Annotated in this window: 3 protein-coding genes; all 3 read left to right on the forward strand. The window is 48.3% G+C overall.

Features of this window, described 5'->3' with window-relative positions; genetic code table 11:
• A partial coding sequence (locus QUA42_RS22085) for a tetratricopeptide repeat protein (RefSeq protein ID WP_333140090.1) occupies window positions 1–2,776 on the forward strand: 2,776 nt, incomplete at its 5' end.
• Between the two features lie 85 nt (window positions 2,777–2,861).
• A complete protein-coding gene (locus tag QUA42_RS22090) occupies window positions 2,862–5,921 on the forward strand; it encodes a CHAT domain-containing protein (protein ID WP_445301350.1) in 3,060 nt (1,019 codons plus the stop codon).
• Window positions 5,922–6,006: 85 nt separating this feature from the next.
• The coding region (locus QUA42_RS22095) for a tetratricopeptide repeat protein (protein WP_333140093.1) at window positions 6,007–7,234 on the forward strand (1,228 nt) is incomplete at its 3' end.

The following is a 7,234-nucleotide window of genomic DNA, read 5'->3' on the forward strand; positions in this document are numbered from 1 at the left end:
CGGTGTCTACTCAGAATTGGGAGAAAAACAGAAAGCGCTAGAGTATTACAGCCAGTCGCTTCCCCTGAGTCGGGCAATCGGCGATCGCCGGACGGAAGCTGGCATCCTCCTTGGCATCGGCTTAGTGTACTCACAATTGGGAGAAAAACAGAAAGCGCTAGATTATTACAATCAGTCGCTTCTCTTTTTTCGGGCAATGGGTCATCGCCACGGGGAAGCTACAACCCTCAATAACATGGGCGGTGTCTACTCAGAATTGGGAGAAAAACAGAAAGCGCTAGAGTATTACAGCCAATCGCTTCCCCTAAGACGGGCAGTAGGCAATCGCAGCGGGGAAGCTACAACCCTCAACAACATCGGTGGTGTCTACGATGATTTGGGAGAAAAACAGAAAGCGCTAGAGTATTACAGCCAGTCGCTTTCCCTGAGTCGGGCAACCGGCGATCGCACACAGGAAGCTAGCACCCTCAACAACATCGGCTTAGTCTACTCACAATTGGGAGAAAAACAGAAAGCGCTAGAGTATTACAGCCAGTCGCTTCCACTGAGTCGAGCAACAGGCGATCGTAGCGGGGAAGCTTTCACCCTCAACAACATCGGCTTAGCCTATTCACAATTGGGAGAAAAACAGAAGGCGCTAGAGTATTACAGCCAGTCGCTTCCCCTGAGTCGAGCAACACGCGATCGTAGCGGGGAAGCTCTCACCCTCACCAACATCGGCGGTATTTACTTAGAATTGGGAGAAAAACAGAAAGCGCTAGAGTATTACAGCCAGTCGCTTTCCCTGTTTCGGGCAGTAGGCGATCGCCGCGGCGAAGCCGTCACCCTCACCAGTATCGGCACTGTCTACTCTGATTTGGGAGAAAAACAGAAAGCGCTAGAGTATTACAGCCAATCGCTTCCCCTGAGTCGGGCAGTAGGCGATCGCAGCGGGGAAGCTAGCACCCTCAACAACATCGGCTTAGTCTACTCAGAATTGGGAGAAAAACAGAAAGCGCTAGAGTATTACAGCCAGTCGCTTCCCCTGAGACGGGCAATAGGCAATCGCAGCGGGGAAGCTACCAACCTTTACAACATAGCTTATGCCAAACGCGACCAAAACAATCTTGCTGAAGCCCTCAACGACATTGAATCCTCTATCAAAATAATCGAAAACCTCCGCACTAAAATTGCTAGCCCTGAACTCCGCAGCTCATACTTTGCCACAGTCCAGCACTACTACGAATTCTACATCGATTTGTTAATGCAACTGCATAAAACTAATCCTAAATCCGGTTACGATAGCAAAGCCTTAGAAGTCAGCGAACGTTCGAGGGCCCGCAGCCTCCTCGAACTCCTTCAAGAAAGTAACGCCAACATTCGCGAAGGCATTTCCCCCGAGTTACTGCAACAAGAAAAGAGCCTGCAACAGCAACTCGATGCTATAGAAAAGCAGCGCATCGAAACAATCAGTACCCCCAATGCCAACGCAACTAAAATCGATGAAATCGACAAACAGCGCCTCGCACTTTTGGAACAATATCAGCAAATTCAAGCCCAGATTCGTACCGCCAGCCCCCGCTACGCTGCGCTCACCCAACCCCAACCTTTAACGCTGCCAGAAATTCAGAAACAGATTCTCGATGACAACACCATTTTATTGCAGTATTCCCTCGGCAAATATCGCAGTTATTTGTGGGTTGTGACATCAACAGGACTAACTAGCTATGAATTGCCAAAACGCGCAGACATTGAAACAGCAGCCCGCAATTTCCGAGACGCAGCAACTAGCCCACTCCAAAGAGATATTCCCCAACAAGTTGCCGAAGCGAGTGCCAATCTGGGTCAATTAATTTTACAGCCCGCCTCCGCCCAATTAGGAAACAAACGCTTATTAATTGTTCCCGACGGCGTGCTGCACTATACCCCTTTTCCCGCGTTAACTATTCCCCAAACCACCGGACAAAATACCAATGTTCCCTTAATTGCCTCACATGAAATTATTACCCTGCCTTCTGCCTCAAGTCTCGCCATTTTACGGCAAAATTACGGAGATAGAAAACCACCAAGCCAAACTTTAGCAATTTTAGCAGACCCTGTTTTCAGCCCCGACGATGAAAGAGTTAAAGGAAAAATCACCCAAGCAACAACAGAAAAATTAGAAGCAAATAACCTCGGTTTAAATCGCTCGCTTCGGGCTTCTAATCGGCAATGGCCACCCGAACGCCTACCATTTACCCGCAAAGAAGCTCAAACAATATCCAGCTTATTCCCCTCAGCTTCTACCCGTCAAATACTTGATTTTGATGCCAGTCGCACTACTGCTACCGATGGAAATTTAGTCAATTATCAAATCATTCACTTCGCCACCCACGGCATGGCCAACAGCAAAAATCCTGAACTGTCAGGAATTGTGATGTCTATCGTAGATGACAAGGGCAATCTTGTCAATGGTTTCTTGCGCCTCACGGATATTTTTAACTTGAAACTAGCGGCAAATTTAGTGGTTTTAAGTGCTTGCCAATCGGGAATGGGACAGAATGTTAAAGGCGAAGGAATGGTGGGATTAACGAGGGGTTTTATGTATGCGGGGGCGCAGCGGGTGGCGGTAAGTTTGTGGAGTGTGGATGATGAAGGAACTGCTGTGTTAATGCAAAAGTTTTATCAAAAAATGCAGCAACAAAAGTTAGCGCCGACGGCAGCTTTGAGGGCGGCGCAGATGGAAATGATGCAGGAGGAAAAATGGAAATCTCCCTATTATTGGGCGGCTTTTACCTTGCAAGGTGAGTGGAAATGATAGAGCGGACATAATATCACTTCTTCCTGCCTTTACACTAAGCGGGCTAGTGATTAAGATTGACAAAAATACAAAAGGGGTGGCTATGTTCGATCGCACTCAATGGTTTTTGGCTGGAATGTCGATCGCGCTTTCGCTTCAGCTAAGCCAGCCAGTGGCAGCAGCCGTGCTCGTTGGCAACGCCGTACAAACAGCACAAACTAACAGTAGCGAGGCTGCCCAAAAAGTATATGAAGAAGCAGAGAAACTCTACGAACAAGGAACAGCGGAAGCCTTAAGAGGTTCGATCGCCAAATATGAAGAAGCATTAAAACTGTATCGATCGGCCGGCGATCGCGAGAAAGAAGCTGTCACCCTTAACAGCATCGGTTTAGTTTACTCAGAATTGGGAGAGCAACAGAAAGCGCTACAGTATTTGAACCAGTCGCTTCCCCTGAGTCAAGCAGTCGGCGATCGCTCGCAAGCAGCTATTACCCTCAGCAACATCGGCTTAGTTTACTCAAAATTGGGAGAGCCACAAAAAGCGCTACAGTATTTCAACAAATCCCTGCCGCTGGGGAGAGCCGTCGGCGATCGCAGCGGGGAAGCTATTACCCTCAGCAACATCGGCAAAGTCTACTCGGATTTGGGAGAAAAACAGACAGCTTTAGAATATTACAACCAATCCCTTCCCCCCACTCGCGCCTTGGGCGATCGCCCCGGGGAAGCTATCACTCTCAACAACATCGGCAAAGTTTACTCGGATTTGGGAGAACCACAAAAAGCTTTAGAATATTACAACCGATCCCTTCCCTTGAGTCGGGAAATTGGCGCTCGCTCGCTTGAAGCTACCACCCTCAACAACATCGGCGCTGTCTGCTTAGCTTTGGGAGAGTCACAAAAAGCTTTAGACTATTACAACCAATCCCTTCCCCTAAGTCGCGTAGTCGGCGATCGTAGCGGGGAAGCTGTCACCCTCAGCAACATCGGCAGTGTCTACTCAGATTTGGGAGAGAAACAGAAAGCTTTAGAATATTACAACCAATCCCTTCCCCTAAGTCAGGCTTCCGGCGATCGATCGACGCAAGCTAATATCCTCAACAGCATCGGGGCTGTCTACTCAGATTTGGGAGAGCAAAAGAAAGCTTTGGAATATTACCATCAATCCCTTCATCTAAGTCGGGAAATCGGCGATCGCAGCGGGGGATCTCTCACCTTCAACAACATTGGCAGAATCTACGACGATTCGGGAGACAAACAAAAGGCTTTAGAGTATTACAATCAATCCCTTCGCCTGAGTCGGGAAATTGGCGATCGCAGCAGGGAAGCTACCATCCTCAAAAACATTGGCTTAGTTTACTTAAAGTCGGAAGAGAAACAAAAAGCGCTACAGTATTTTAGCCAATCCCTGCTCCTGAGTAGGGCTGTCAGCCACCCCGGAATAGAAGCTGTCAACCTTTTCGGCATGGCTTCTGTCAAGCGCGATCAAAACAATCTTACCGAAGCCCTCACCGACATTGAATCCTCTCTCAAAATCATCGAAAACCTCCGCACCCTAATAGCCAGTCCTGAACTCCGCACCTCATATTTTGCGACAGTCCAGGACTACTACGAATTCTACATCGATTTGTTAATGCAACTGCATAAAACTCATCCTAAATCCGGTTATGATACCAAAGCCTTAGAAGCCAGCGAACGTTCGAGGGCCCGCAGCCTCCTCGAACTCCTCTTTGAAAGTAACGCCAACATTCGCGAAGGCATTTCCCCCGATTTACTGCAACAAGAAAAGAGCTTGCAACAGCAACTCAATGCCATTGAAAAGCAGCGCATTGAAACAATCAGCAGCCCCAATCCCAACGCAACTAAAATCGCTGAAATCGACTCTCAGGGTCTCGCACTTTTGGAACAATATCAGCAACTCCAAACAAAGATTCGTACCGCCAGCCCCCGCTACGCTGCCCTCACCCAACCCCAACCTTTAACACTGACAGAAATTCAGAAACAGATTCTCGATGAAAACACTATTTTATTGCAGTATTCCCTCGGCACAAACCGCAGTTATTTATGGGTGGTTAGCCAAAAGGAACTCACCAGCTATGAATTGCCAAAACGCGCAGATATTGAAACAGCAGCCGGGAAGTTTCGAGACGCAATAACTAGCCCAATCCACAGAGATATTCCCCAACAAGTTGCCGAAGCCAGTGCCAATCTGGGTCAAATAATTTTACAACCCGCAGCAGCCCAATTAGGAAACAAACGCTTATTAATTGTTCCCGACGGCGTGCTCCACTATACCCCTTTTCAAGCTTTAACTCTTCCCCAAACCCGGGGACAAAATACTAATGTTCCCTTAATTGTCGAACATGAAATTATCACTCTGCCTTCTGCCTCAACTCTCGCCATTTTACGGCAAAATTACGGAGACAGAAAACCGCCTGGCCAAACTTTAGCAATTTTAGCAGACCCTGTTTTCAGTCCAGACGATGAAAGAGTTAAAGGACAACTTACCCAAGCAACAACAGAAAAATTAGAAGCAAACAACCTCGGTTTAAATCAATCGCTTCGTGCTTCTAATCGGCAATGGCCACCCGAACGCCTCGCATTTACCCGCCAAGAAGCCCAAACAATATCCAGCTTATTCCCCTCAACTTCTACCCGTCAAATATTTGATTTTGATGCCAGTCGCACTACTGCTACCGATGGAAATTTAGTCAATTATCAAATCATTCACTTCGCCACCCACGGCATGGCCAACAACAAAAATCCCGAACTGTCAGGAATTGTGATGTCTACGGTAGATGAAAATGGGAATGTTGTCAATGGCTTCTTGCGCCTCACGGATATTTTCAACTTGAAATTAGCGGCAAATTTAGTGGTTTTAAGTGCTTGTCAGACGGGAATGGGACAGAATGTTAAAGGCGAAGGAATGGTGGGATTAACGAGGGGTTTTATGTATGCGGGGGCGCAGCGGGTGGCGGTGAGTTTGTGGAGTGTGGATGATGAAGGAACTGCTGTGTTAATGCAAAAGTTTTATCAAAAAATGCAGGAACAAAAGTTAGCGACGGCGGCAGCTTTGAGGGCGGCGCAGATGGAAATGATGCAGCAGGAAAAATGGAAATCTCCCTATTATTGGGCGGCTTTTACCCTTCAGGGCGAGTGGAAATGATATAGCGAACATAAGATCACTTCTTCCGACCTTTACACTAAGCCGGCTAGTGATTAAAATTGACAAAAATACAAAAAGGGTGGTTATGTTCGATCGCACTCAATGGTTTTTGGCTGGTATGTCGATCGCGCTTTCGGTTCAGCTAAGTCAGCCAGTGGTAGCAGTCGTGCCCGTTGGTAAGGTCGTACAAACAGCACAAACTAACAGTAGCGACGCTGCTGAAAAAGCATTAAACGAAGGATTGGAACTCTACCAGCAAGGAACGGCCCAAGCAAAAAGAAGTGCGATCGTCAAATTTGAACAAGCATTAAAGCTGTATCGAGAAGCGGGTGAGCGCACTCTTGAAGCTCGCGCCCTCAACAACATCGGCTTAGTCTACTCAGAATTGGGAGAAAAACAGAAAGCGCTAGAGTATTACAGCCAGTCGCTTCCCCTGAGACGGGCAACCGCCGATCGTGGCGGGGAAGCTACCACCCTCAACAACATCGGCGGTGTCTACTCAGATTTGGGAGAAAAACAGAAAGCGCTAGAGTATTACAGCCAGTCGCTTGCCCTGAGACGGGCAATCGCCGATCGCAGTGGGGAAGCGAACACCCTCAACAACATCGGCAGTGTCTACTCAGATTTGGGAGAACAACAGAAAGCACTAGAGTATTACAGCCAGTCGCTTCCCCTATTTCGGGCAATCGGCGATCGCAGTGGGGAAGCGAACACCCTCAACAACATCGGCTTAGTCTACTCACAATTGGGAGAAAAACAGAAAGCGCTAGAGTATTACAGCCAGTCGCTTCCTATATTTCGGGCAACCGGCGATCGCCGTGGGGAAGCTACCACCCTCACCAACATCGGCTTAGTCTACTCAGATTTGGGAGAAAAACAGAAAGCGCTAGAGTATTACAGCCAGTCGCTTCCCCTGAGTCGGGCAACTGGCGATCGCCGTGGGGAAGCTATCACCCTCACCAATATCGGCTTAGTCTACTCTGATTTGGGAGAAAAACAGAAAGCGCTAGAGTATTACAGCCAGTCGCTTCCCCTATTTCGGGCAGTAGGCGAGCGCCGCGGGGAAGCTGGCACCCTCAACAACATCGGCTTAGTCTACTCTGATTTGGGAGAAAAACAGAAAGCGCTAGAGTATTACAGCCAGTCGCTTCCCCTGAGTCGGGCAGTAGGCAATCGTGGCGGGGAAGCAAACACCCTCAACAACATCGGCGGTGTCTACGATGAATTGGGAGAAAAACAGAAAGCGCTAGAGTATTACAGCCAGTCGCTTCCCCTGAGTCGGGCAGTAAGCAATCGTGGCGGGGAAGCTACCA

This window comes from Microcoleus sp. Pol11C2 (assembly GCF_036701505.1).
Classification (GTDB): Bacteria; Cyanobacteriota; Cyanobacteriia; order Cyanobacteriales; family Microcoleaceae; genus Microcoleus.

Bases quoted from the DNA above. Each gene is read 5' to 3' on its own strand.
- QUA42_RS22090 (WP_445301350.1), top strand. From the start codon at position 2,862: ATGTTCGATCGCACTCAATGGTTTTTGGCTGGAATGTCGATCGCGCTT.